Origin of the sequence: Novosphingobium sp. P6W, from assembly GCF_000876675.2 — a bacterium.
In the GTDB taxonomy this organism is placed as follows: Bacteria; Pseudomonadota; Alphaproteobacteria; order Sphingomonadales; family Sphingomonadaceae; genus Novosphingobium.
In genome coordinates, this window is record NZ_CP030352.1 from 607,464 (window position 1) to 631,128 (window position 23,665).

Consider the following 23,665-nt stretch of genomic DNA (forward strand, 5'->3'; position numbering starts at 1 on the left):
CACCCGGTGACCACCACCCCCGTCCACATCGTGCGCCTGCTCAAGTGGGGCCGCATCCTCGCGCGTCATGGCGCTTTGCGCGGGATCGAGAATGACCGCAACGCCCCGGCGGCGGTCAAGCGGCTGTGCCGGATCGCCCGCTTCGGCACGCGCCAGTCGCCCGAGCCGGACTATGCCGGCGCCTTTCAGGAAATCGGCCCCGCCGCGATCAAGTTGGGTCAGGCGCTGGCGACGCGTCCCGATCTCGTTGGCGAAATACCCGCGCGCAATCTGCTGAGCCTGCAGGACAGTCTGCCGCCAGTGCCGTTTGCGGCGATCCGCAGCCAGATCGAAAGCACCTTCGGCCGCCCTGTCGAAACGATCTTCGCCTCGATCGAGGAAGAGCCGGTCGGCGCGGCCTCTATCGCCCAGGTTCACCGCGCGGTCACGCCGGACGGGCGCGAGGTCGCGGTCAAGGTGCTGCGTCCCGGTATCCGCGAACAGTTCTCCCGTGACGTCGACACTTACGAGTGGGCCGCCGCCCACCTAGAGGCGCTGGGCGGCGAGGCCACGCGCCTGCGTCCGCGTGCAGTCATCGCCAATCTCAAGCGCTGGACCCTGCGCGAATTCGACCTGCGGCGCGAGGCGGCTTCCGCTTCCGAACTGGCCGATGCGATGAAGGGCATCGAGGACTACCGCGTCCCCGACATCGACTGGGACCGCACCAATGGTTCGGTCCTGACGCTGGAGTGGATCGACGGCGTCAAGATGAGCAATCTGCCTGCCTTGCGTGAGGCCGGGCACGATATGCCCGCGCTGGCCCGGCGGTTGGTCATAACTTTCCTGACCCAGGCGATTTCCTGCGGGTTCTTCCATGCCGACATGCACCAGGGCAACCTGTTCGTGCAGGGCGGTCCGCATCACAGCACCATCGTGGCGATCGACTTCGGCATCATGGGCCGGATCAATCGTCAGGCGCGGCTGTGGCTGGCGGAAATCCTCTACGGGCTGACCACCGGCAATTACCGCCGCGTGGCCGAAATCCACTTCGAGGCGCAGTACGTCCCCAGCTATCACACCGTCGAGGAATTCGCGACGGCGCTGCGGGCCGTGGGCGAACCGATGCGCGGCAAGGCGGTTTCGGAACTGTCGGTCGGGCAGATGCTCGACGGGCTGTTCGCGATCACCCGCGATTTCGACATGGCGGTGCAGCCGCACCTGCTGCTGCTGCAGAAGACCATGGTCATGGTCGAAGGACTGGCGACCGCGCTCGATCCGAAGATCAACATGTGGGACGTCTCCGGCCCCTTCGTGAAGGAGTGGATCCGCGACGAACTGGGCCCCGAGGCTGTGATCGTCGACCGCCTGCGCGCGGACGTCGACACGCTGCTGCGCCTGCCCGCGCTGGTGCGCCGGATCGAGGAGAGCTTCCCCGCCAAGGGCGGCGCGCCCGAACAGGCACCGCTGCCGGATATCGACATCATCTGGGCTAAAGGTTCGGGTCGTAAACGCCAAAGTAACCACTGGGGTGGCTATGCTCTGGCCGCAATCCTTGGGGGCACTGCGGCGTGGGCACTGACGTACTGGACACTTCTGACCTGATCGGCGCGCACCCGCCTGCGCGGAAGGGTGGGCGTTTCGCAAGCTGGTCGCCGCTGCTGGCGCGCGTGGTCCTGACCGCGCTGCTGGTGGTGGTGATCGCCTCGATGATCGTGCCCACCAACAAGCCGGGCAACCGTTCGCCTTGGCTCGGTCCGGTCGAAGGCCCGGTGGATGCGGGCGGTAAGGCCGTCGACACCCCTGAAAAGCCCTATGACGAAGACATCGCGCTTTACGAAGTCGCGATCGAGCGCATTGCGACGGGCGAAAACTACTACGACTTCATCGTGCCCGAGCAGCGCGGCCGCGACTATCCGGTGAACCCGGGCATCGCCGTGCGTCTGCCGACGCTGGCCTATATCGACGCATGGCTGGGCAAGACCGGCCAACTGGTGGCGGCCATCGCGCTGATGCTGGCGATCATCGCGAAATGGTGGCAGCGCCTTGGCGAAGAAACCGAAGATGGTGGCCGTCTGCGCCGCCTGGGTACGGCTCTGGTCTTCGTAGGTGCCTCTCTGGGCCTCAACCGTCACTACTTTCCCCTGCACGAGCTTTGGGCTGGCGGCTTGATCGCGCTATCCTTCGGCCTGCACCGCATCGGCCACAGAGGGCAGGGCGGGCGCTGGGTCGCCGCCTTTGCCGTGGCCGCGCTGGCGCTGGCGATCCGCGAACATACGCTGCCCTATGTCCTGCTCATGGCCGCTTTTGCGCTATGGCAGCGCAACTGGCGCGAAAGCGCCGCGTGGATCGCACTGATCCTGATGTTCTTCGCCGCTCTCACCTGGCACCTTGAGATCATCGCCCGCGATGTGCTGGCCAGCGACCGCCACGGCCCGCCGTGGCTGGTGATGCGCGGCATGACCGGGTGGCTCGCCAATGTCGTGCAGTCGAGCAATTTGCGCTGGCTGCCTCATTTCCTTGCAGGCCCGGCAGTGATCCTGATGACGTTCGGGTGGCTGGGCTGGCGTAGCCGTTCGGGGCTGTTCGGCTTTCTCCTCTGCGCGGGCTACGGCGCCGCCTTCATGATCGCGGGCCGGTGGGACAACTTTTACTGGGGCGCCGTGATCGCGCCCGCCATGTTCGCCGGCATCGTCTTTGCCCCGCGCGCCGTATCGCAGCTGGTCGCGGCGGCGCGGCTGCCCGGTTTGTCCCGGCTCCAGCCCGCAAACTGATTGCACCTCCTTGCCCGGTGCTGCAAAAGCCGGGGCATGAACGGACCCCGTATTCTGCTGGTCGTGGGTGGCGGCATCGCTGCCTACAAGTCCTGCGAACTTGTGCGCACCATCCGCAAGGAGGGTGGCTCGGTCACATGCGTGCTGACCGAGGGCGGCGCGAAATTCGTGACGCCCATGACGCTGGCCGCGCTTTCGGAAAAGCCGGTCCACACCACCTTGTGGGACCTCAGGAACGAGGCCGAAATGGGCCATATCCAGCTCAGCCGCGAGGCCGATCTGGTGGTGGTCTGCCCGGCGACGGCGGATCTTATGGCCAAGATGGCGGCAGGCATTGCCGACGATCTGGCGACCACGCTGCTGCTGGCCACTGACAAGCCGGTCATGGCGATCCCGGCGATGAACGTGCGCATGTGGCAGCATGCGGCGACCACCCGCAACGTCCAGACCCTGCGCGCCTCCGGCGTCGATGTCATGGAGCCGGATGAAGGCCCGATGGCCTGCGGCGAGTTCGGCCCCGGCCGCCTGCCCGAAGTTCAGATGATCTGGCAGCGGATCGCCCGGGCGCTGGCCGGTGGGTCGGTCATGGACGCGCCCCAGGCCGATGCGGCTGACGGGCAGGGCGTTGGTGGCATCACCGGCTCGACGGTCGCGCGCGGCGGGAAAGCCATCGGTCTCGGCGATTCCTCTTCGCTGGTGGCGACCAAGGGCGAAGCGCGCGCCGCACCGCCGACCGACCCCGATGCGATCAATCACCTCATCACGGGCGGCGCTGCGCCGCAGCCGTTCGATCCGCTTACCGGCCAGCCCGATTTCGATCGCGGGCTCGAACATCGGCCGCTGTATGGACGCCATGTGCTGGTTACTGCCGGCCCGACCCACGAGCCGATCGACCCTGTACGCTACATCGCCAACCGCTCCTCCGGCAAACAGGGCTTTGCGATCGCCGCCGCCGCTGCAGAAGCCGGCGCACGGGTGACGCTGGTCGCCGGGCCGGTCCACCTGCCAACCCCGCCCGGGGTCGAGCGGATCGATGTCGAGAGCGCGCTGGAGATGGCCGATGCAGTGGAGGCGGCCTTGCCCGCTGACGTTGCCGTCATGGTCGCCGCCGTCGCCGACTGGCGCGTTTCGCGCTCGGCCGACCAGAAGCTCAAGAAAAAGAACGGCGACGGCCCGCCAACTCTCGAGCTGACTGAAAACCCCGATATTCTCGCCACGCTTGCAAAAAGCGCCGGGCGTCCTTCGCTGGTAGTCGGCTTTGCCGCAGAGACGCAGGACGTGATCCGCTACGCCCGTGAAAAGCGCGTGCGCAAGGGCGCCGACTGGATCATCGCCAACGACGTGTCGGGCGATGTCATGGGCGGCGATGCCAATACCGTCCACATCGTCACCGAAAGCGATGTGATTTCTCTTCCCGAAATGCCCAAGGAGGATGTCGCGCGCATCCTCGTCGAAAGGTTCGCAGATGCACTCCCCCGCTGAAGTCCCCGTAATGGTCAAGATCCTGCCCCACGGCGAGGGTCTGGACCTGCCTGTCTACGCCACGGACGGCGCGGCGGGCATGGACGTGGTTTCGGCCGAGGATGTCACCCTTGCCCCCGGCGCGCGCCATGCGGTGGCGACCGGGCTGTCGGTGGCGATCCCTGTCGGTTTCGAGATTCAGGTGCGCCCGCGCTCGGGCCTCGCCCTGAAGCACGGCATCTCCGTGCCCAATGCGCCGGGCACCGTCGATTCGGACTATCGCGGCGAACTCAAGGTGATCCTGGTCAACCTTGGCGCCGAGCCGTTCGAGATCGTCCGCGGCGACCGCGTGGCCCAGCTGGTGCTCGCCCCCGTCACGCGTGCTTCCTGGCTCAAGGTCGATGAACTCGATGCGACGACGCGCGGCGAAGGCGGTTTCGGTTCGACCGGCGGCGTGGTCGCATTGGGGAACTGAAGGTCAGCCGGCGAACAGGCCGAGCCACCACGCGGCAAGCAGCAGGGCTGCTATCACCAGCACAGCTATGGACAGGTAGCTCTGCCAGCTCCGGCGGCGCGGTTTCGGCTCGGAGCCGAGGCCTGAGACCACCTCCACCGCAGCCTCGATGATGTTTCCGATCACTTCGGTAGCGATTTCGTGCGGCATGAGGGCTTCAGTCCCCGCGCTTGTCAGGCTTGCTATCGCGGTCCCGCCGCGCTTTGCGCCATCTCAGGCCGTACCAGCCTGCTCCGCCCAGACCGCCGATCATCATCATGCCCTTGGCAAGCGTCTCGAAGGCAGCGCTGAGCGCGCCGATCGTGACGCCCCAGAAGAGCTGCGAGAGGATCGCCATGAAATTGTGCATCGGTCAGGATAATCCGGGGTTGGGCAAGGGGTGGTAGCGGGCTTTGCCGCGTCCCCATAGCAAAAGGACGGGGCCGCAATATTTCAGCGGACCCGTCCCTTTGCGTTTGCCGCCCCTTCGCAGGGCGCAGCCTGGCAGGTCAGATACTCGAGATCACTTCTTTTCAGGCGCAACGGTGATGCGCGCTGTCTCACCCGAGTTGCCCGGGAATCCGGTGAACATCGCCTCGACGAGATTGGGAACGAGATACTGCAGGCGATTGGAGGTCGATACCGCTTCCGACTTGCCTTCGAACAGGCGCTGGCCGTCGGCGGCACGGTCGATCTTCATGCTGATTCCGCTGGTGAAGATCGTATACGACTGGACACCGCCATTGTCGAAGAACGGGTCATAGAAGCCATAGCGCCATGGGCCGCCAAAGCCGCCCCAACCACCGAATCGGCCGCGACCGAAACCGCCAAAGCCGCCGTAGCCGCCCCACGGACCCCAGTAGGAGTTGCCGATCGAAGTGGACCGAACGCGCTCACGGCCGCCATCGACGCCGTAGTCGAAGCGCACGATAAGCGTCGCGCGGGCCGGATCCTCGACGGGTGCATAGCCCAGCTGGGCCATGCGATCACGCACGAGGGAGGCATATTGGGCGAATTCCAGACCACCGGAAAGCTTGGGATCGTCGGCGACGATCGCGAAGCTTTGCCCGGACGGCGCAGGAAGCTGCGACTGGAAGCGCGAGACGTCTGCCTTGAAAGGCGTGGCGCAGGCAGCGACGGCCATGAACAGCATGGCCGCTGCGACAAGCCGGAGCTTGCCTAATCTTGATGGGGAATGGTGTGTCATTTTCTCTTTGCTCCACGTACCCGAAGAGCCCGTGACGCCCACTCCCGGCGCGGCCTTCGATTCCTTTTGATCCTGTCGTAAAATCAATGCCCTGAATAGCGGTTGAATGGACTTGCCCATGCGATGGATTGTTAGGCCGTTCACCAGGCGTCCACCCGGCCGCATCGACCGGACGACTTGATCGTCTGCTTTCCATGTAGGAAGAGGGAAAGGCAATGACGAGTCCGATCCCCATTCTTTCCTTGCCCATTCTTTCCCTGCAGTGTGGAAAGGTCGCCCCCTTTCGCGGCGAGGGCGAGCCGAGCGCGATCGCCAAGCGTCCGGTCGCCGGCCCGGTCAGGGTGCATCGCCTTGGCCTGGAAGGCGATGCCCAGGCCGACCTTTCAGTTCATGGCGGGCCGGACAAGGCGATCCATCACTATCCCCACGACCATTACGCCTTCTGGCGCGGCGCCATTGGCGATCACCCGCTGCTGAACGATTACGGCGCATTCGGCGAAAACGTCTCGACCGCCGGATTGACCGAGGACACGGTCTGCATCGGCGACCGGTGGCGGCTGGGCAGCGCGCTTGTCGAGGTGAGCCAGGGGCGCCAACCCTGCTGGAAGCTCGACCATCGTTTCGGCGGCGCGAAAGTCAATGCGGCGTGCATCCGCTCGCGCCGGCCGGGCTGGTATTACCGCGTCATCGAGGAAGGCGCCGTGGAGGCGGGCGAGGTCATGGAACTGGTCGACCGCCCGTTCCCCGACTGGAGCGTGCTGCGGGTCTTCGGCCTGCTCATCGCGGGCGACCACAAGGGGGACCGTGACGGACTGGAAGCGCTGGGCGAAGTCTCGGCGCTGGCCGAGCCATGGGTCCGGCGGCGAGCGAAGCTGCTGGGCGCGCCGGGCTGAAATCTGCCATTCCGGCAGGGCTGCCCCGGTTGCAAAGCGCGCAAGTTGATGAAAGACATGCGGGTGAGCATGTTCATGAAGGCCAAGCTGGCCTGAAATATCCTACATCGCAAAGAGCCTGCGCGATTGTGGCAGGCATTGCCGATGTAGGAAATGCCGGATCAGGCCGGGCGGAAGCCTCCCGAGGAAAGCTCCCGCCTCGGGGCCCAGCCTAGCCGCGTACGAGGCCCAGCGCGTCGTAGGCCTTGTTCAGCGTCGGGATCGCCAGCGCGCGGGCCTTTTCGGCGCCCTTGCGCAGGATCGCGTCGAGTGCGGCGGTATCCTCGCGCAGTTCCACGAAGCGCGCGTTGATCGGGGCGAGCTTTTCGACCAGCAGGTCGGCGAGCGCCGGCTTGAACTTGCCGAAGCCTTCGCCGCCGAAATCGGCCAGGATGCCGTCCACGGTATTCCCCGACATGACCGCGTAGATCGCCACGAGGTTCTTGGCCTCGGCGCGGCCTTCCAGGCCTGCCTTTTCCGAAGGCAGGGGCTCGGGGTCGGTCTTGGCCTTCTTGATCTTCTGGACGATCGTGTCGGCGCTGTCGGTCATGTTGATGCGGCTCATCTCGGACGGGTCCGACTTGCTCATCTTCGCGGTGCCTTCGCGCAGCGACATGATCCGCGCCGCTTCGGGCGGAATGAAGGGCTCGGGCAGGGTGAACACGGGCACGATTTCGCCGTCCTCGTCCCTCGGCGCGAAGTCGTTGTTGAACTTCTGCGCCACGTCGCGGGCCAGTTCGAGGTGCTGCTTCTGGTCCTCGCCCACGGGGACGTGGGTGGACTGGTACAGCAGCACGTCGGCGGCCTGCAGCACCGGGTAGGTGAACAGGGCGACGCTGGCGCCTTCGCGGTTCTTGCCCGCCTTGTCCTTCCACTGGGTCATGCGGTTCAGCCAGCCCATGCGGGCTGTGCCGTTCAGCAGCCACTGCAGCTCGGCGTGCTGCGGAACCTGCGCCTGGTTGAACAGGATCGAGCGGTCGGGGTCGATGCCGCAGGCGACCAGGGCCGCGACCATCTCGCGCGTGTTGGCGGCAAGGTCGGCGGGAACATGCGGCATCGAGATCGCGTGGAGGTCGGCAAGGAAGTACAGGCACTCGCCGCCTTCTGCGCTGACCCGGTCCTGCATCGCCACCCAGTTGCGGATCGCGCCCAGGTAATTGCCGAGGTGCAGGTTGCCGGTAGGCTGGATGCCGGAGAGGATACGCATGGAAATTCCCGTTTGCCGATGGGTCAGGTTTCGAAAGGTAAGGCGCCTGGTGTCTACGCCGGGCGTCGCCGCCGCAGGAGCCTGAGGTCGTCGCGGGTGAAGGCACCCGAAACCACCGTGGCGAGCCCATAGACGAGGCAGCCCGAGGACACCAGCACCGCCAGTGCCAGCCCGCGCACAAGCCATGTGCCGTGGACGTAAGGCATCACCAGGCTTTGCCCGAACCACAGCGCCACGCCCATCGCAATGGCAGCCAGTGCCAGGCGCGGGGCGCGGCGGCGCAGGCGGGCATCGAGCGTGAAATGGCCGCGCTTCACCAGCGCGAAATACAGCATGGCGACGTTGACGGTGGAGGCGATCGCGGTCGCCAGCGGCGGGCCCATATGCTGCAGCGGCACGATCAGGATGAGGTTGCCCGCCAGGTTCACCGCCATCGAGATCATCGCATAGCGCACCGGGGTGCGCGTATCCTGCCGCGCATAGAAGCCCGGCGTCAGCACCTTGACGAGGATGTAGCTGGGCAGGCCGATCGAAAAGGCCGCCAGCGCCTGCGCGGTGAAGGTGACATCGGCGGCATCGAACTTGCCATAGCCGAACAGCGCGGCCGCGATCGGTCCGCCGCATACGATCAGGGCGGCGGCGGCGGGCAGGGTCAGCAGCAGCGCCAGTTCCAGCCCGCGGTTCTGCGTCTCCATCGCCGCGCCCTCCTGCCCGGCGCCAAGCTGGCGCGAGATCGTAGGGAGCAGCACGGTGCCAAGGCCGATGCCGATCAGGCCCAGCGGCAGCTGGTTCAGCCGGTCGGCCATGTAGATATAGGTGACCGAGCCGTGGGGGAGCAGATAGGCGGCCAGCGCGGTGGAGATGACGAGGTTGATCTGCACCGCGCCGGCCCCGGCTGCGGCAGGCAGGATCAGTTTCAGCAGCTGCTTCACGTCGGCGTTCCACACCGGCAGGCGCAGGCGCATCGAAACACCGTTGGCGCGGCAGGCCAGAACCAGCCAGGCAAGCTGCAGCGCGCCCGAGACGGAGACACCGATCGCCTGGTTGCGGGCGGTAATCAGCGGGTCGTCGGAATGAAAGCCCAGCAGCGCCGCGATCAGCGTGAGGTTAAGCAGGATCGGCGCGGCGGCATTGACCCAGAACTTGCTCAACGAATTGAGGATACCGCCCAGCAGCGAGACCAGGCTGATGAGCATCAGGTAGGGGATGGTCATCCGGCTGAGCGTGACGGCAAAGGCGAACTGTTCGTGGCTGACGTCGTTGAAGCCGCCGGAAAGCAGGAACGTCACTGGCCAGGCGAAGATTTCCAGCGCCACGGTCATGACGATCAGCACCGGCAGCAGCACCGACAGCGCCTGTTCGGCAAAGGCGATGCCGGCGGGCAGGCCGGGTCCTTCGGTGTTGCCGACCTTCTTGTTGAACATCGGGATGAAGGCCGATGCGAAGGCGCCTTCCGCGAACAGGGCGCGGAACATGTTGGGCAGCCGGAAGGCGATGAGGAAGGCGTCGGAGGCGAAGCCGGCGCCGACGTACCGTGCGAACAGACTGTCGCGCACGAGGCCCAGCACGCGGCTGGCCAGGGTCAGTCCGCCGACGCTGGCGAGGGCCTTGGCGAGGTTCATAGGATCGCAGCCAACTCGTTCAGGGCACCATCTCCCGCTCGTGCCGCGCAAAGCCGGGGCACCTGGCTATTACGCTCACGTATGCCGGCTTTGCCGGGAACGAACGGGTTGTCACGCGGTAAAATCGAACCGCTCGCCCCTCCTGCGGGGAAGGGCGAGCGGCTATCGATTGGAAAGCGCTGGCTCAGGCGTGGCCGGCCGGCTCACCCATGCCGGCTTCGACCGACTGGGCCTGCGACTGGAGCTGCTGCACGTAAAGGCCGTTGAAGTCGATCGGCTCAAGCATGAGCGGCGCGAAGCCGGCATCGCGCACGGCATCGGCGATCACGCGGCGCGCGAAGGGGAACAGGATGCGCGGGGCTTCGGCGAACAGGAAGGCGTGGGCCTGCTGCTCGTCGATGTTGCGCATGCCCACGAGCGCGCAGTAGCTCAGTTCCACGGCGAAGGCGGTGCCTGCCTCGTTGCGCGAGGCGCAGGTGATCTTCAGCTCGACTTCGTGAACTTCGCCCTCGATCGCGCGTGCGCCGATGTTGAACTGCACGTCGACCTGCGGTGCGTCCTGCCAGGAGAAGCTCTCCGGGGCGTTCGGATTCTCGACCGAGAGATCCTTGACGTACTGCGAGATAATGCCGGCCGCAGGGGCGGTGTCTTCGCCGTTACCCAGGTCCAGGTCGGAAATGATGTTGCCTTCGTCGGCCATCGCGGTGTCTTCCCAAATGAAATCTGACAATGAAATCCGAAGGCGCGCCTAAAACATTTTGCCGGTTCGTGGAACACCTGAGCTTGCGGAAAATTGTACAACTACGTCCCGATAGGGTTCGACGGGTGAGCGTTAACGGTTCGATCCGGCGGAAAAATGCCCCGAATGGCCCGCTCACGCGTTGTTCATTTGTAAAGTCTACCTATCTGGGGCTATGTTGGAGCGCTAAGGCTTATGCAGCTGGAGTCTCCCCACGGAGGCTCGACCCGCAGCGGGCCGGAGCCATCGCCGCCAGGCCCGAATGTCGTTTCCGGCATTCAGCGGGCAGGCAGTGCGGACAGAAGGGATGGATTTAGGGACGTGACACCGGAAATAGTGATCCTGGCCATGATCGCAGCCTTCCTTGGACTGCGGCTTTATTCCGTGCTTGGCCGCCGGGCCGAGCATGAGGAAGAGCCGATCCAGGGGCGCTTCGAAGGCCGCCAGGGCCAGCCGGGCGCACCGCGTGTGCCTGCGCCTCCCCGCACCGAACAGCGCGGCGATGGCCGGGACGATGCTCGCAGCCGTGCGCAGCAGGGTCATGGCCTTCGCGAAATGCCGCTGGCTTCGTCGGCGGTGGAGCGCGGTCTTGCCGAAATCGCGCAGGCTGATCGCCGTTTCGATGCCGGTGCTTTCATGGAAGGCGCCCGCAGCGCGTACCGCATGATCCTCGAAGCCTTCTGGAAGGGCGACAAGGCCGAACTGCGCCAGCTTTGCGACGGTGATGTCTATGCCGGTTTCGCCGCAGCCATCGATGCCCGCATCGAAGCGGGCGAAACGCTCGACAACCGCCTCATCCGTATTGAGGAATGCACGTTCGTCACTGCCGGCGTCGATAATGGCTATGCCCGCATCGGTCTGCGTTTCCGCGCCGACATCGCCGCGGTTACCCGCAGCGCCGAGGGCGTGGTGATCGCCGGTTCGCTGGACGATGCCATCGAAGCGATCGACATCTGGACGTTTGGCCGCGCGGTGAACTCGCCCGATCCCGACTGGCTGCTGGAAGAGACCGACGAAGGTTGATCCCCGCCTGAGCGGTGATATCCAGTCGTACCTGAAAATGCCCCGTGCCTACAGGCGCGGGGCTTTGTTTTGTGAAAGAGTGCGATAGTGCGGCAGGGGGACAATTCGGCTGAGCGGCCGGTTTCGAAAATGCCGGCCTTCAAGGGCTTTGCGCGCACCGGTCTGAAGGGCTTGCTTGGCGCGGGCCTGATGGCGGCGCTGGCGGCCTGCGGCGCCGTTGTTCCCACTACCGGCGGCCCGGGCGTGACCCGCCCGCCGGTCCGGCCGGGTCCGGGCAGCACGGCCCCGGCGGCCCCGAATGCGGCGGCGCTTGGCGTCAGGGCGGGACGCGCCGTTTCCGCGTTGCCGATGAGCACTGCCGATGCCGCCGGCGCGCTGGCCTCGTTCCGCGAAAGCTGCCCGCGCCTGACCTCGCGCACCGATGGCAGCGGCCTCACCCGCCCGGACGACTGGCGCCAGGCCTGCACCGCAGCCGCGAACTGGGGGCCGGGCTCGCCTGCCGCGTTCTTCGTCAGCTATTTCGAGACGGCACAGGTCGGCGATGGCAATGCCTATGCCACCGGCTACTACGAACCCGAGATCGCCGGTTCGCGCAGTCCCCTGCCGGGCTACGCTGCGCCGGTCTATGCGATGCCGGCCGACCTTGTCCGCGCCCGGGCCGGCGATGCCGCGCCGCTCAAGGACGGGCGGATGCCGCTGGGCCGCTACGGTGCTGGCGGGGCCTTCACCCCGTACTACGACCGCGCGCAGATCGATGCCGGCGCGCTTGCCGGGCAGGGCCTGGAGATCGCCTGGGCCGCCGATCCGGTCGAGTTCTTCTTCCTCCAGGTCCAAGGCTCGGGCCGCCTGATCGCGCCTGACGGCACCGTTACGCGCATCGGCTATGCCGGGCAGAACGGCCTGCCTTATACCGGCATCGGCGGCGTCATGCGGGAGCGGGGCCTCATCGGTTCCGGCCCGGGGCAATATTCCGGCTCGATGCAGGGCATCATGCAATACCTTCGCGAACGCCCCGCAGAAGGCCGCGCGTTGATGGAGCAGAACCGTTCGTGGGTCTTCTTCAAGATCCTCGACGGCGATGGACCGCTGGGCGCGCTGAACGTGCCGGTGCGCAGCGGCAGCTCGGTTGCCGCCGATCCGCGCTTCGTGCCGCTTGGCGCCCCGGTCTGGCTCGATCTCGACCGGCGCGAGGCGAACGGCATGTGGATCGCACAGGACACCGGCGGCGCGATCAAGGGCGCCAACCGCTTCGACACCTTCTGGGGTGCGGGCGCGCAGGCGCGGACCACCGCCGGCGGCATGAGCGGGCGCGGCAGTGCGCTGATCTTCGTCCCGAAGGGAACGCTGGCGCGGCTCGGCGTGCGATGAGACGTCCGGGCCGCCGCCTCACGGCCGAGGAAACAGAGATTTGGGCGCAAGTCGCGCGGACGGTCAAGCCGCTCGAAAAGCGCCGCCCAGCGTCTGCGGTGGCGATTGCCGAGGCGACCCGCACGGTAGCCGAAGCGCCGCCGCCCCCGCTTCCTGTTCGCAAAGTCAAAGGCCGCGTCCCGCCGCCGCTGGCGCCCAGACCCGTCCCCCCAAAGCCGAAAGCCGAGACCCAGGCCCATCTCGACGGTTCGTGGGACAAGCGCATCACCAAGGGCACACTGATGCCCGATTTCAGCCTCGACCTGCACGGCGCCACGCTCGACCAGGCCTATACGCGCCTGATGCATGGATTGACCCAGGCGCGGGCGATGGGCGCGCGGGTGGTGCTGATCGTCACCGGCAAGTCGCGCCCGGTCGATGCTGCGGACCGGGGCACGGCGCGCGGGGCGATTCGCGCGAAAGTCAGTGACTGGCTCTCGGCCAGCGACCACGCCTCCGACATCGTGGCGATTCGCGGCGCGCATCGCCGGCACGGCGGACAGGGCGCGATTTACGTGGTGCTGAAGAAGCGGCGGTAAGGGTGCGCCGCGAAGGCGCCGCCCTATGGCCTGTTCATACCTTCTGCAGTTCGCCCAGCTTGCGTTCCCAGGCGAGGGCATGTTCCACGATAGTGGGCAGGTCGGCGTAGCGCGGCACCCAGGGGATGGTCGCCTTGATCCGGCTGTTGTCGGAGATCAGCGCATCGGGATCGCCCGCGCGGCGCCCTTCGAGACGGCGGTCGATCTTCTGGTTGGTCACGCGGTCCACCGCATCGAGCACTTCCAGCACCGAGAACCCGCGCCCGTACCCACAGTTCATCGTCAGCGAGCGTGCCGGCTCGGCAATCAACGCCTCAAGCGCCAGGACATGCGCATTGGCGAGGTCCGAGACATGGATATAGTCCCGCACGCCGGTGCCGTCGGGCGTATCGAAATCGGTGCCGAACACGCCGACATGGCTGCGCTTGCCCAATGCGGCCTCAACCGCGACCTTGATGAGGTGAGTGGCGCCCGCCGTCGACTGCCCGGTGCGGCTCTGCGGATCGGCACCCGCGACGTTGAAATAACGCAGCGCACAAAAGTTGAAATCATGCGCCTTGCCGACATCGGCCAGCATGAACTCGGTCATTTATACGGAGATGACGGACGCCTGGTGTAATTATGTAATCTGGGAAAGGAGCGCGATACGTTTTCCTCGCCGTTCGCACCGAATTAAAATTTATGGCTAGTGTAAAAAGAAGCAAACTTTGATTTGTGGTTTTGGGTGTTAGTTAATTAAAAGCGAGTTATTTGAATATACCGTAATTTGTTGTAAAATATGTCGTTAATGTAGGATTTCAGTTGTGACGGGGTGATTGGATGTCTTGGCATTTGAAAGCAGATTTAGGCTAGTCAACCTCGCGCATCCCATTTTTCTAGATCGGCTACTGCGTTTTTTGCGTGCGTCGGAAGGTTGCTGGCCTTGGAACCGTAGGTATTGATCGTTGATATAGCCGAACCAAATTATTTTGTTTTGTTTCAGAACGTTAGTATAAAACAGGATCAATCTAGGAATATCTTGATCTATTTTTTTTGAGTTGTGTAACGTTGCATCGCAGCAAGCAGGGTTTATGACCGGTCGCATCTCAAGCGTCACCTGACGAGCGAAAGACTTCATGCCCACCATCGTTCCCGTGATCCTTTGCGGAGGCAGCGGCACGCGCCTCTGGCCGCGCAGCCGGGCCTCGATGCCCAAGCCATTCCTGCCTCTGGTCGGGGACAATACCCTGTTCGAAGCGGCGTTGGCGAGGTGCCCGGCCACCGGCGGCTTCGCGCCGCCGGTCGTGGTGACGGGGCGCCAGCATCTTGCCCATGTCGAAGCGCAGCTTGGTATCATCGACGGCGCGCAGGTCATCGTCGAGCCTTCCGCGCGCAATACCGCCGCTGCCATCGCGCTTGCCGCCTGCCGTCTGCCCGAGGACGCGGTGATGCTGGTGTGCCCCAGCGACCACCACATCGGCAACGCGGATGCTTTCGCCGTGGCGGCCTGCGCGGCGGCCGATCTGGCGCAGGAGGGCTGGCTGGTTTCGTTCGGCATCGAGGCGACCGCGCCTGAGACCGGCTTCGGCTATCTCAAGCGCGGCGAGGCGATTTCAGACACCGCCTTTCGTACCGCCCAGTTCGTCGAGAAGCCGGACCTGGAACGCGCGAAGGCATTCCTCGCCGAGGGCATCTATGCCTGGAATGGCGGCATCTTCGCATTCCGCGTCAAGGACTTCCTGGCCGAATTGGAAGCGCACCGTCCGCAGATCGCCGCCGGCGTGGCCGCAGCAGTCGCCAAGGGTAGCGAGGATGGCCAGCGCTTCCATCCCGATGCCGAAGCCTTCGCCGCAGTGCCCAGCGATTCGGTCGATTATGCGGTGATGGAAAACACCGCACGCGCCGCGATGGTGCCTGCCGACATGAACTGGTCGGACATCGGCAACTGGCACGCACTCTATGAGGCGCTGCCGAGCGACGAGAGCGGCAATTCGGTGCGCGGCGCAGGCGCGGCCGAACTGGTCGACTGCCGCAATGTACTGGTCGACAGCGATGGTCCGCGTGTTTCGGTGATCGGGCTGGAGGACGTGATCGTTGTCGTCGACGGCGACGATATCATGATTACCACGGCCGCGGGCGTGCAGAAGGTCGGCAAGCTGTCAGGGGCTGTAAACCAGTGAGCGCGGCGCGCGCGGCGCTGCCGACCCGCCAGGTCGAAAAGCCTTGGGGCAAGGACGTGCTGCCCGCGCCATTCACGGCGCCTGAAGGCATCCGCATCGGTGAGATCTGGTTCGAGCCGCCCGCCGCTCTGCCGGATTTTCTGGTGAAGTACATCTTCACCAGCGAAGCGCTGTCGGTGCAGGTTCATCCGTCCGACGCGCAGACGATCGCCAAGGGCATCGGGCGTCAGGGCAAGGAAGAGTGCTGGCTCATCATCACCGCCGAGCCGGGGGCGAAACTGGGCATCGGCTTTGACAGCGATCTGGACGAAGCGGCGATGCGCGCAGCCGCGCTCGATGGTTCGATCGAACACCTGCTGACCTGGCACGCGGTTACGCCCGGCGATTTCTTCTACATCCCGGCCAACACCGTCCACGCCATCGGCGCGGGGGTGGGCCTGATCGAGGTGCAGCAGAACAGCGACATCACGTACCGCCTCTACGACTATGGCCGCCCGCGCGAACTGCATCTGGATGACGGCGTGGCGGTATCGAAGGGCGAGCGGTACGCGCTGGACCGGTGGCACAAGACCGTGGCCCCGCACGGATCGCAGCAATTGGTGGACGGCCCGCTGTTCCTGCTCGATCACGTTGCAGGCGCCCCTTCACCCGCGGTCGCCGCGCGCTATCCGGCGGCGCTGCTGGTGATCCCGCGCGAGGGTGTGGTCGAAGTCGGCGGCGAGGCTATCGCGCCGGGCGCCTGCGCCATCGCCACCAGCCTTGCCGACGTGCGCTTTGCGGATAACGGTAGCTGTCTGCTCGCCAGGGGCTGTGCAGGCTAACTTCTATCCGGCTTTAGTTCACTCCACATCGAAATGCTCTGGCGCGAGGCCCGCCAGCCGCCGGCGGTGCATTTCGCTGAAGGCGGCTTCGACCCTGCGCGTGTAGCCGGCGGTGTCGAACAACGGATGGGATTTGAGGTTTTCGGCCAGGCGTGCGCGTAAATTTCCCAGGCGGTCTGCGTCATTGGCCAGTGTCAGCGCGGCTGCGGCGTAGGCGGCTTTGCTTTCTACAGCCAGCTCTGGAAGCCCTGCTGCCTGGACAAGGCTCGCTGCGACGCGGGCGGCAAATTGGCGTCCGGCCAGTGTCAGTACCGGCAGGCCTGCCCATAGCGCATCGCTTGCCGTAGTGTGGGCGTTGACTGCGAAGGTATCCAGGAAGAGGTCTGCGTGCGCCAGCCTTCCGAGGTGTTCGGCGTGGGGGATGGGCGGTGCGAAGATCAGCCGTGCGGGGGCAATGCCGCGCATCTGAGCCTCACGGCACAGGTTTCGCCGGGTATCCGCTCCGGTGTCGAGCAGCCACAGGACACTGCCCTCGGCGCCGCGGAGCAGGTCCATCCAGATGCCCCATTCGGCGGGGGAAATCTTGTAGCTCTGGTTGAAGCTGGCGAAGACGAAGCCTTTCGCCGGCAGGCCCCACCCGGCGCGGCCCCGCGTGTCGGCGGCAATTGTGCGGGCATCGTCGTTGGCCTGGTAGCAGTGAGCAAGGCGCACGACCTTTTCGCTGAAGAAGGCTTCCGCGCCTGCCGGCACGGTAACGTGGTCGGCGATGAAGTAGTCGATGGCCGGGTGGCCCGACGTTCCCGGATAGCCCATCCAGCTGACCTGCACCGGGGCGAGGCGCTGGCCGAACAGGCGGGTGCGGGTGCCCAGCGTGTAACCCTTGAGGTCCACCGCGATGTCGAGAGCGTCGGTGCGGGCGAGCGCGACTAGGTCCTTGTCGCGCATCGGGCCGATCTCGGTGAAGGCGTCTGCCTGCTGGCGCAAGGCGATGCGCGCTGCGTCAGTCTCTCGGCGCGGGCCGTAGCTGTAGAGACGGACCTCGAAGCGGGCGCGGTCATGCGTGCGGAAGAAACCGGCCATCAGGTGCATCGTGGCGTGATCGTGGAAGTCGGCGGAGAAATAGCCGATGCGGATGCGGCCGTCCGGCGAAGGGGCGGGATCGGGCAGGCTTGGCGAAACGTCCGGGAACATCCTGGCCGCGCATGCCTGCGAGCGGCGGAGTTGATGGGCGGGATCGTCCAGGAAGGGAAGCGAGGCGAAGGGCTGCACGGCGGCGGCATCCGGGCCTTGGGTCAGGGCATATTCGTGGCGGGCGTGCCAGTCGCAAAGGTGTGCTTCCTCGAACAGGGCCTGGAGCCGGGCGGACTTGTCCTGCGGGTCCAGCGCCAAGGCGCCGCGGAAGGCGGCGATGGCGGCGGGCCGTTCGCCTTTGAGGACGAGCGCCTTGCCGCGATTGACCATGGCCTGAACGTTGCGCGGATTGGCGACCAATGCGCGGTCGAAGGCGGCGATGGCGTCGTCGGCGCGCTGGGCGGCAAGAAGCTGGGCGCCCATATTATTGTGCGCGTCGGTGTGGTCTGATTTCAATGTGGCAGCGGCGGCGAAGCAGGCGATCGCTTCATCGCGGTATCCCTGCCGGGCCCGGAGGTTGCCGAGGTTGTAGTGTGCCTCGACATGGCCGGGATCGCACGCGGCCGCCGTCTCCAGCCACTGCGCTGCTTCGTCCAGACGCTCGGCCTGTTCCAGCAGGTTGGCAAGGTTGTAGGGCGCGTCGGCATAGCCGGGCGCACGGGCGATGACGTCACGGTAGACAGCCTCGGCTTCGTCCATTCGCCCTTGGCGGCGCAGCGCGATGGCGAGGTTGTTGTAGCCGGCGTCGCCGTGCGGATCGGCGGCGATGGCGCGGCAAAAGGCGGCTTCCGCCTCGGCGTGGCTATCCAGTTCCAGCAGGGCGGCACCCAGCAGATTATGGACGCCGTGGGCATGGGGGTGCTTGTCCGAGAGAGCCTGTCCGCAGGCCGCCGCCTCGATCATGCGGCCGGCGTTGAAAGCGGCGACCATGCGGTCGAAGGCAATCTGCGCCGGGGTATCGCCCGGCTCGTCCAGCGCCTTGAGGGCAGCGATGGCGCGAGCGTTGCGGGGATGGCGGCCCAGCACCTCGTGGTAAAGCGCGCGCGCGGCCTCGGCGTCGCCGCGCTTTGTAAAGCTCCTGGCCTTGATAAGGAGGCTTTCCAGTCCGCTCATGTCCTTCTCCGCTTCGATCTCCCTGCGGATAGACAAACAGGGTGCAGAACGGGTGAGCGAGGCGCTGAGGGAAACTTCTTATGCGGCCGACGTGACGGGCGAACCGACCGATCATGGCTATGGAAGTGCTCGATACCGTGATCTCGCTGGAGCGATTAGAACAGGTGTTCAGCAATATTTATTGACTATGCCCCCCGGGATTGTCAGCCAACGCATAGGATCGGGCCGTCAGGGCCGAGATAAAAATGCGGGAGCTTGCCGGAGATGACGTCGCACAATCAGGGGCCCCTTGCCGGAAAAGTCGCGCTGGTCACCGGGGCCTCGTCTGGCATCGGCGAAGCTGCGGCGCTGTGTTTGGCGCAGGCAGGCGCCAGCGTCGCGCTCTCTGCCCGCCGCGCCGACAGGCTGGCGGGACTGGTCGCCACGATCGAGGCTGCGGGCGGCAAGGCTCTGGCGATCCCCGGCGACATGATGATCGAGGATGACGCAAAGCGCGCGGTGGAGGAAACCGTCACCGCGCTGGGCGCGATCGACATCCTGATCAATTCGGCCGGAGTGATGCAGGCGGGCGGTATCGAGAACTGCGACACCGACCTTTACCGCCGCGTCATCGATATCAACCTGATGGGCACCGTCTACACCTGCGCGGCGGCGGTGCCCCACATGTTGAAACAGGGCGAGGGCGATATCATCACGATCTCCTCGCTCGCGGGCCGCAAGGGTGGACCGATGACCAGTGCCTATTCGGCCAGCAAGCATGCCGCCAATTCGTTCACCGATGGCATCCGTCAGGAACTGGGCGGCAAGAACATCCGCGTCACCACGCTGATGCCGGGCGCCACCGAGACCGAGGTGGGAGACAACATCGTCGACCCGAACTGGCGCACCGCGATCAAGGCCCACGTCGGCAAGGAAGGCGCGGTCAAGCCGCGCGACATCGGCGAGGCCATCGTCTTCATCCTGTCGATGCCGCGCCGCACCAACATTTCGGAGATCACCGTCAGGCCGACGACCGATACCTCCGCCTGAACATCAACGCGAATACCAACGGGAGCAGGACAATGGCCGGAAGGCTTCAGGACAAGGTCTGCGTCATCACCGGCGCAGGTTCAGGCATGGGCAAGGCGATGGCGCAGCTGTTCCATGCGCAGGGAGCGAGGCTGGTTCTCACCGATATTTCGGGCCAGCAGGACGAAGTGGCCGCCGCGCTCGGCGGCGATGTGATCGCGCTGCACTGCGACGTTTCCGACGAAGCGCAGGTCCAGGCGATGATCGCCGCCGCCGAGACCCGTTTCGGGCGGCTCGACGTGCTGTGCAACAATGCCGGTTTCGGCGGCGGCATGGCGGCACTGCACAAGCAGCCGGTGGAGCTTTGGGACAAAGTCCATGCCACCAACATCCGCGGTGTTTTCCTCTGCATGAAATACGGCATCGAGGCGATGCTCAGGACCGGCGGCGGGGCTATCGTCAATACCAGCTCGGCCTCGGCCGTGATCGGCTGGAAGCATCACGGGGTCTACAGCTCGGCCAAGGCCGGGGTGCACCAGCTGACCAAGGTGGCCGCGCTTGATTATTCGGACCAGAACATCCGGGTGAACGCAGTGGCCCCCGGTACCATGTGGACCGGCCTCGTCGAAGCCTCCAAGACGCACGATGTCCCGCCTGAGGGGTTCCCCACGCTGGCCGGCATCCCGATGGGGCGCTGGGGTTATGCGCAGGACATCGCCAATGCCGCACTGTTCCTGGCAAGCGACGAGGCTGCCTATATCACCGGCGTGATCCTGCCGGTGGACGGGGGCTATTCGATCGGCTTTTCGGGAATGGGCGCGGAGCGTCCGGGCATCGTCAGCGTCAATACCGACGCGGCGTGAGGGACGGGGGGCGTCACGCCCCCTGCTTCACCGGGATGCGGTAGCGTTCGATATAGTCGGCAAAGGCCGCATGCACGCCTTCTCGGGTCAGGCCGTAGCGTTCCAGTGTGTAGTCGTGCGTGCCGTGCTTGCCCTTGGGGTTGGCCGCCATGTAGCCGTCCATCGCGCTTTGCGTCTCGGCGGTGAATGGTTCGCCGAAGTGCTTGTAGATGCGGCGGCACTCGCCGATCGGGTCCTTCACCACGTCGACATATTGCACGTCGAGGATTGCCCCTGCGCCGTGCTTCGCGCGGAAGGCTTCCTGCCGCTCGATCATCAGCGCGAAGGTTTCCATGAAAGTCTCGCCGATGCGCGCAAGGTCCACCTTGTCCGAATAGATCATCCGCACGTTCTCGATCAGGCTGCCGATAGAGCCCAGCACGTCGGCCGGATCGCGGTGCGTCATGACAAGCTGCGCGTCCGGGTACACTTCGGTCAGCGCGTCCAGGAACAGCGGATGCCAAGGGTTCTTGAGCGTCCAGCGCCCGCCCGTGTCGGCCTGGAGCAATTGCAGCAGCCGCTTGTGGAAACGGAACGCTGGCCGGTAGTCGGCCTTGTGCAGCAGCCAGTCGCGGTACCCCGGCACGTCGGCCTGCGATTCGAAGACCTGCGCGCAGAAGGAGTAGTTCATCGAGAACTGGCACTCGGTCGGGCTATGCGCTTCCTCGTAATGGATGGCGGCGATCTTGGGCATGTGCTGGAGCGCCACCTGCGTCTGTTCCTGCATCTTGTGCCAGCGCGGTCCGGCATTCAGTTCTTCAGGGCGCGGGGGCGGCACCGGGTCGTGCGATTCCCAGCGCAGGAAGGCGCGGCGCACCGGATCGGCGGCAAGCAGGTTGATCAGCAGCGTCGTGCCGGTGCGCGGCAGGCCGAAGACGAACAGCGGCTTTTCGACTTCGCGTTCCAGCAGCTGCGGGTGGCGCGCCAGCCAGTCCTCGATCCGCAGGCGGTTCGCCATGTACTTCACGAGGTCGCGGTGGGCGAGCTGGCTGCCGCGCTCGGTAAAAGCGGCTTCCCCGGCGTAGCTTTGCAGCAGTACCTCAAGCCCTTCCAGCGCTGCGGGATCGCCGATTTCCATCAGCCCGGTTTCGGCCCGCGCGGCTGCGATCACCTCGTCGACAGTCATGCCGGTTTTCCTCTCTCATTCTTTTATCGTTCCTGCGGTGATGCTTGGCGTCGGGGATGATTGCAAGATAGCGCCCACTTCGTCAGACTTGCCGGCGAGAACCGGGGAGAGGGGAAAATCGATGGATTTCGGCGCAAGAAGGCGTGCATCCGGGGGTGATCGCCTGCGAAAAGCCTATAGAGGTATCGTCGAAGCGATGGCCCGGTGCGCAGCGGACGCAGCGACATGAATGATGCGCTGGAAGCCCGCCTGGAACGCATCGAGGCGCAGATTGCCATCGCCGATCTCGTCCACCACTACGCCCGCGCAGTGCGGCGCGAGGCTTATGAGGATCTGGCTGCGCTGTTTGTAGCCGGGGGTACGTTCGAAGTTCGTTCGGGGCGTCCCGACCGCGCCGAGTTCACCGTGCGCCAGCGCTTCGATACGCCCCATGCGCTGGTGGCGTTCTTGTCGGAAGGAAAGGGCAAGCCTCACCCGGTGCCGCTGATCCACAATCTGATGATCGAGGTCGAGGGCGACACTGCCCGCTCCAATGCGATGATGACGGCTTCGATTACCGGCACGGACAAGCAGGTGACCGGCGAATATCACGACAGTTTTGCGCGCGTAGACGGCAAATGGCGCTTTACTGCGCGAATATACACGGTGTTCGCATGATGCGCGAATACGGCGCCTCGCACGCGCATTGCATCGCACCGGCACGCATCGTAGCACGCCCGCATGATCGCTCACGTCGAACCGTTTCACGCCACCACCATCGGCCGCCTCGCCTATGAACTCGCGGCGCAGGGGCGCGATGTCATTCACCTGGAGTACGGCCAGCCCTCCACCGGCGCGCCCGCTGCGGCCATCGCCGCGGCCCACGCGGTGCTCGACAGCGAGGCAGGCGGTTACTGGGAAAGCCCGGCCCTGCGCGAGCGTATCGCCCGCCATTATGCCGAGGCTTACGGCGTCACCGTCTCTCCCGAGCAGGTGTTCCTGACCTGCGGCGCATCGCCGGCGTTCGTGCTGGCGCTTTCCTGCCTGTTTCGCCCCGGCGCCCGGGTTGCCCTCGCGCGGCCCGGATATGTGGCGTACCGCAATGCACTGCGCACGCTCTACATCGAGCCGGTCGAGATGGCCTGCGGGCCTGCGGAGCGTTACCAGGTCACCGCCGCCGCGCTCGATGCGATAGATCCCGCGCCGGACGGGGTTATCATCGCCAGCCCCGCCAATCCCACCGGCACCGTGATCCCGCCTGAGGAACTGGCCGCCATCGCCAAAGTTTGCGCGCGCAAGGGCATCGCGGTGATTTCGGACGAAATCTACCACGGCCTTACGTATGGGCCGGCAGCGCAGTCGATGCTCCAGCATGTGCCGGATACGCTGGCGGTGAACAGCTTTTCCAAATGGTTCAGCATGGCCGGCTGGCGGCTGGGCTGGCTGGTCGTGCCGCCAGCGCTGATCGACGCGGCGCGCGCGCGCATCGCCAACCTGTTCCTCACCCCGCCGGTCCTGGCCCAGCACGCCGGGCTCGTCGCCTTCGACTGCGATGAGGAACTGCACGGCCATCTCGCCAATTATGCGCGCAACCGCGAGCTGTTGCTTGCCGCGCTGCCGCGCCTCGGCCTTGCCCATATCGCTCCGCCCGACGGCGCATTCTACATCTGGGCGGACATCGGCCACCTCACCAATGACAGCTTCGCCTTCTGCCGCCAGCTTCTGGCGGACACCGGCGTCGCCACCGCGCCGGGGATCGATTTCGATCCCGTCGACGGCAACCGCTTCATCCGCTTCAGCTTCGCCGCCTCCACCCCCGAAATCGAGGATGCGATCGAGCGGATGGCCGTCTGGTTCGCCGCGCGCGCCTGATCCCTCGCGCCAGATGTTCGCGGGCGAAGCGGGACTAATTCAAACTGCGGATGGCTGTGTAAACCGCGCTTTCACATTGCAGATGTAGAATGTAGCAAGGCGGGACAGTGCTGCAGCGCACGCGGAATCTGCGTATTGACGCAAGGCGGCACTTCGGGACTTTGGCGCACCTTC

Annotated in this window: 22 protein-coding genes and 1 pseudogene; 14 read left to right on the top strand and 9 right to left on the bottom strand. The window is 65.5% G+C overall.

The features are described 5' to 3' along the window. Positions 1–6: 6 nt before the first annotated feature. The 4 genes from ubiB to dut are packed head-to-tail and all read left to right on the top strand — an operon-like array spanning position 7 to position 4,686. Positions 7–1,581, top strand: a complete 1,575-nt coding sequence (ubiB, locus tag TQ38_RS03010) for a 2-polyprenylphenol 6-hydroxylase (protein WP_043980393.1) — start codon at positions 7–9, stop codon at positions 1,579–1,581. Further along, positions 1,548–2,750: a hypothetical protein gene (locus TQ38_RS03015; RefSeq protein WP_205316066.1), complete on the top strand. Its 1,203-nt coding sequence runs from the start codon at positions 1,548–1,550 to the stop codon at positions 2,748–2,750. Before ubiB ends, TQ38_RS03015 begins: the two co-directional genes overlap by 34 nt. Before the next feature lie 36 nt (positions 2,751–2,786). Next, entirely contained in the window at positions 2,787–4,232 is a 1,446-nt protein-coding gene (locus TQ38_RS03020; protein WP_043980394.1) for a phosphopantothenate--cysteine ligase family flavoprotein, read from the top strand. Beyond that, entirely contained in the window at positions 4,216–4,686 is a 471-nt protein-coding gene (gene dut / locus TQ38_RS03025; protein ID WP_043980395.1) for a dUTP diphosphatase, read from the top strand. Before TQ38_RS03020 ends, dut begins: the two co-directional genes overlap by 17 nt. A 3-nt stretch (positions 4,687–4,689) precedes the next feature. Here the strand turns inward: dut and TQ38_RS03030 are convergent, their stop codons facing one another. The 3 genes from TQ38_RS03030 to TQ38_RS03040 all read right to left on the bottom strand — a co-directional run bounded on the left by TQ38_RS03030 (position 4,690) and on the right by TQ38_RS03040 (position 5,911). Further along, a complete protein-coding gene (locus TQ38_RS03030) occupies positions 4,690–4,875 on the bottom strand; it encodes a hypothetical protein (protein WP_043980397.1) in 186 nt (61 codons plus the stop codon). Between the two features lie 7 nt (positions 4,876–4,882). Beyond that, positions 4,883–5,074 (bottom strand): hypothetical protein, encoded by a 192-nt coding sequence (locus tag TQ38_RS03035; RefSeq protein ID WP_043980399.1) that lies wholly within the window; start codon positions 5,072–5,074, stop codon positions 4,883–4,885. A 153-nt stretch (positions 5,075–5,227) separates the two neighbouring features. After that, positions 5,228–5,911, bottom strand: a complete 684-nt coding sequence (locus TQ38_RS03040) for a DUF4136 domain-containing protein (RefSeq protein WP_043980401.1) — start codon at positions 5,909–5,911, stop codon at positions 5,228–5,230. 215 nt (positions 5,912–6,126) lie between these two features. On the opposite strand from TQ38_RS03040, the gene TQ38_RS03045 reads away from it, so the two are divergent. Continuing rightward, positions 6,127–6,804, top strand: a complete 678-nt coding sequence (locus TQ38_RS03045; RefSeq protein WP_043980403.1) for an MOSC domain-containing protein — start codon at positions 6,127–6,129, stop codon at positions 6,802–6,804. 211 nt (positions 6,805–7,015) lie between these two features. Here the strand turns inward: TQ38_RS03045 and trpS are convergent, their stop codons facing one another. The 3 genes from trpS to secB all read right to left on the bottom strand — a co-directional run bounded on the left by trpS (position 7,016) and on the right by secB (position 10,372). Next, positions 7,016–8,050, bottom strand: a complete 1,035-nt coding sequence (gene trpS, locus TQ38_RS03050) for a tryptophan--tRNA ligase (RefSeq protein ID WP_043980405.1) — start codon at positions 8,048–8,050, stop codon at positions 7,016–7,018. Positions 8,051–8,103: 53 nt separating this feature from the next. Next, on the bottom strand, positions 8,104–9,672 hold the full coding sequence (gene murJ, locus TQ38_RS03055) for a murein biosynthesis integral membrane protein MurJ (RefSeq protein WP_043980407.1): 1,569 nt from the start codon (positions 9,670–9,672) through the stop codon (positions 8,104–8,106). Between the two features lie 184 nt (positions 9,673–9,856). Continuing rightward, positions 9,857–10,372, bottom strand: coding sequence for a protein-export chaperone SecB (secB, locus tag TQ38_RS03060; protein WP_043980624.1), 516 nt, complete (start codon positions 10,370–10,372; stop codon positions 9,857–9,859). 360 nt (positions 10,373–10,732) lie between these two features. On the opposite strand from secB, the gene TQ38_RS03065 reads away from it, so the two are divergent. The 3 genes from TQ38_RS03065 to TQ38_RS03075 all read left to right on the top strand — a co-directional run bounded on the left by TQ38_RS03065 (position 10,733) and on the right by TQ38_RS03075 (position 13,380). Then, complete coding sequence (locus tag TQ38_RS03065) at positions 10,733–11,434, top strand: Tim44/TimA family putative adaptor protein (protein WP_043980409.1); 702 nt, start codon at positions 10,733–10,735, stop codon at positions 11,432–11,434. A 189-nt stretch (positions 11,435–11,623) separates the two neighbouring features. Then, entirely contained in the window at positions 11,624–12,802 is a 1,179-nt protein-coding gene (locus TQ38_RS03070; RefSeq protein ID WP_370059794.1) for a murein transglycosylase A, read from the top strand. Beyond that, the gene (locus tag TQ38_RS03075) at positions 12,799–13,380 is read left to right on the top strand and encodes a Smr/MutS family protein (protein WP_043980412.1); all 582 of its coding nucleotides are present in this window, start codon (positions 12,799–12,801) and stop codon (positions 13,378–13,380) included. Before TQ38_RS03070 ends, TQ38_RS03075 begins: the two co-directional genes overlap by 4 nt. A gap of 34 nt (positions 13,381–13,414) precedes the next feature. Here TQ38_RS03075 and TQ38_RS03080 read toward each other — a convergent pair. Beyond that, positions 13,415–13,969: pseudogene (locus tag TQ38_RS03080) on the bottom strand (NAD-dependent epimerase/dehydratase family protein); the annotation flags it as partial. Positions 13,970–14,495: 526 nt separating this feature from the next. Between TQ38_RS03080 and TQ38_RS03085 the strand changes: the two are divergent. Together TQ38_RS03085 and TQ38_RS03090 are read left to right on the top strand one after the other, a co-directional pair. Next, the gene (locus tag TQ38_RS03085) at positions 14,496–15,539 is read left to right on the top strand and encodes a mannose-1-phosphate guanylyltransferase (RefSeq protein ID WP_043980414.1); all 1,044 of its coding nucleotides are present in this window, start codon (positions 14,496–14,498) and stop codon (positions 15,537–15,539) included. Continuing rightward, positions 15,536–16,360: a class I mannose-6-phosphate isomerase gene (locus TQ38_RS03090; RefSeq protein WP_043980416.1), complete on the top strand. Its 825-nt coding sequence runs from the start codon at positions 15,536–15,538 to the stop codon at positions 16,358–16,360. Before TQ38_RS03085 ends, TQ38_RS03090 begins: the two co-directional genes overlap by 4 nt. 18 nt (positions 16,361–16,378) lie before the next feature. Here TQ38_RS03090 and TQ38_RS03095 read toward each other — a convergent pair whose 3' ends face one another. Further along, positions 16,379–18,604: a tetratricopeptide repeat protein gene (locus tag TQ38_RS03095; protein ID WP_052506021.1), complete on the bottom strand. Its 2,226-nt coding sequence runs from the start codon at positions 18,602–18,604 to the stop codon at positions 16,379–16,381. 264 nt (positions 18,605–18,868) lie between these two features. Here TQ38_RS03095 and TQ38_RS03100 point away from each other — a divergent pair, with 264 nt between their 5' ends. Continuing rightward, positions 18,869–19,633 (top strand): SDR family oxidoreductase, encoded by a 765-nt coding sequence (locus tag TQ38_RS03100; RefSeq protein ID WP_043980418.1) that lies wholly within the window; start codon positions 18,869–18,871, stop codon positions 19,631–19,633. 32 nt (positions 19,634–19,665) lie between these two features. Then, entirely contained in the window at positions 19,666–20,475 is an 810-nt protein-coding gene (locus TQ38_RS03105) for an SDR family NAD(P)-dependent oxidoreductase (protein ID WP_043980419.1), read from the top strand. Positions 20,476–20,488: 13 nt separating this feature from the next. On the opposite strand, the gene TQ38_RS03110 is transcribed toward TQ38_RS03105, so the two are convergent. Next, positions 20,489–21,640 (bottom strand): sulfotransferase, encoded by a 1,152-nt coding sequence (locus TQ38_RS03110; protein ID WP_052506022.1) that lies wholly within the window; start codon positions 21,638–21,640, stop codon positions 20,489–20,491. Between the two features lie 204 nt (positions 21,641–21,844). On the opposite strand from TQ38_RS03110, the gene TQ38_RS03115 reads away from it, so the two are divergent. Beyond that, complete coding sequence (locus TQ38_RS03115) at positions 21,845–22,297, top strand: nuclear transport factor 2 family protein (RefSeq protein ID WP_240197934.1); 453 nt, start codon at positions 21,845–21,847, stop codon at positions 22,295–22,297. 63 nt (positions 22,298–22,360) lie between these two features. Further along, positions 22,361–23,491 (top strand): pyridoxal phosphate-dependent aminotransferase, encoded by a 1,131-nt coding sequence (locus TQ38_RS03120; RefSeq protein ID WP_043980422.1) that lies wholly within the window; start codon positions 22,361–22,363, stop codon positions 23,489–23,491. Positions 23,492–23,665: the final 174 nt, after the last annotated feature.

Coding starts and splice junctions, on each gene's coding strand:
- TQ38_RS03020 (WP_043980394.1), top strand. CDS start 2,787: ATGAACGGACCCCGTATTCTGCTGGTCGTGGGTGGCGGCATCGCTGCC.
- dut (WP_043980395.1), top strand. CDS start 4,216: ATGCACTCCCCCGCTGAAGTCCCCGTAATGGTCAAGATCCTGCCCCAC.
- TQ38_RS03030 (WP_043980397.1), bottom strand. CDS start 4,875: ATGCCGCACGAAATCGCTACCGAAGTGATCGGAAACATCATCGAGGCT.
- TQ38_RS03035 (WP_043980399.1), bottom strand. CDS start 5,074: ATGCACAATTTCATGGCGATCCTCTCGCAGCTCTTCTGGGGCGTCACG.
- TQ38_RS03040 (WP_043980401.1), bottom strand. CDS start 5,911: ATGACACACCATTCCCCATCAAGATTAGGCAAGCTCCGGCTTGTCGCA.
- TQ38_RS03045 (WP_043980403.1), top strand. CDS start 6,127: ATGACGAGTCCGATCCCCATTCTTTCCTTGCCCATTCTTTCCCTGCAG.
- trpS (WP_043980405.1), bottom strand. CDS start 8,050: ATGCGTATCCTCTCCGGCATCCAGCCTACCGGCAACCTGCACCTCGGC.
- murJ (WP_043980407.1), bottom strand. CDS start 9,672: ATGAACCTCGCCAAGGCCCTCGCCAGCGTCGGCGGACTGACCCTGGCC.
- secB (WP_043980624.1), bottom strand. CDS start 10,372: ATGGCCGACGAAGGCAACATCATTTCCGACCTGGACCTGGGTAACGGC.
- TQ38_RS03070 (WP_370059794.1), top strand. CDS start 11,624: ATGGCGGCGCTGGCGGCCTGCGGCGCCGTTGTTCCCACTACCGGCGGC.
- TQ38_RS03075 (WP_043980412.1), top strand. CDS start 12,799: ATGAGACGTCCGGGCCGCCGCCTCACGGCCGAGGAAACAGAGATTTGG.
- TQ38_RS03085 (WP_043980414.1), top strand. CDS start 14,496: ATGCCCACCATCGTTCCCGTGATCCTTTGCGGAGGCAGCGGCACGCGC.
- TQ38_RS03095 (WP_052506021.1), bottom strand. CDS start 18,604: ATGAGCGGACTGGAAAGCCTCCTTATCAAGGCCAGGAGCTTTACAAAG.
- TQ38_RS03100 (WP_043980418.1), top strand. CDS start 18,869: ATGACGTCGCACAATCAGGGGCCCCTTGCCGGAAAAGTCGCGCTGGTC.
- TQ38_RS03105 (WP_043980419.1), top strand. CDS start 19,666: ATGGCCGGAAGGCTTCAGGACAAGGTCTGCGTCATCACCGGCGCAGGT.
- TQ38_RS03110 (WP_052506022.1), bottom strand. CDS start 21,640: ATGACTGTCGACGAGGTGATCGCAGCCGCGCGGGCCGAAACCGGGCTG.
- TQ38_RS03120 (WP_043980422.1), top strand. CDS start 22,361: ATGATCGCTCACGTCGAACCGTTTCACGCCACCACCATCGGCCGCCTC.